Annotated in this window: 2 rRNA genes; both read left to right on the forward strand. The window is 51.2% G+C overall.

Annotated features, from left to right (window positions below):
• Positions 1-95: ribosomal RNA gene (locus tag JW499_RS17445) — 23S ribosomal RNA — on the forward strand; the annotation flags it as partial.
• A 145-nt stretch (positions 96-240) separates the two neighbouring features.
• Positions 241-356 (forward strand): 5S ribosomal RNA (gene rrf, locus JW499_RS17450).
• Positions 357-691 lie beyond the last annotated feature (335 nt).

Consider the following 691-nt stretch of genomic DNA (forward strand, 5'->3'; position numbering starts at 1 on the left):
AGAGCCGTTCAAGACCAGGACGTTGATAGGCTGGGTGTGTAAGCGTTGTGAGGCGTTGAGCTAACCAGTACTAATTGCTCGTGAGGCTTGACCATATAACGCCAAAAGCGTTTGGTTAGCTGATAGATTAAGATACATTGCGGATTAGAGTTTGTGCATAACTCTCCGATTACAGGATTCGAATGACGCTTTGAGCATAAGTTAACACTGATGTTCAAATCGTTAGAGCAACCAGTTTTGCTTGGCGACAATAGCGAGATGGAACCACCCGATCCCTTCCCGAACTCGGAAGTGAAACGTCTTAGCGCCGATGGTAGTGTGGAGCTTCTCCATGCGAGAGTAGGTCATCGCCAAGCACCTAATACGAAACAGCCCCGATCATTGATATGATCGGGGCTTTTTTCGTTCAGACGCCGCTACGCGGCTTGCCTCCCACAATCCCACAAGGGTGGATGATTGTTGTAGGCACTGCTTCCAGCCGCGAGTGCTTATCGCCCCTGGAAGGGGCTCCTACACTACCTGAAGAAGCTAAACCCCTGTGGAAGGGGCTCCTACAGGAAGGGGGGTACTCGCATGCAAAGGCATTGGTTTAAACTATTGCCGAGAGGTACCCAAAGGGCATACCAGCTCGCCTCCCACAATCACAATCCCACAGGGTAGATGACTTTGTAGGAGCGGCTTCCAGCAGCGG

Origin of the sequence: Amphritea pacifica (assembly GCF_016924145.1) — a bacterium.
Lineage (GTDB): Bacteria > Pseudomonadota > Gammaproteobacteria > Pseudomonadales > Balneatricaceae > Amphritea > Amphritea pacifica.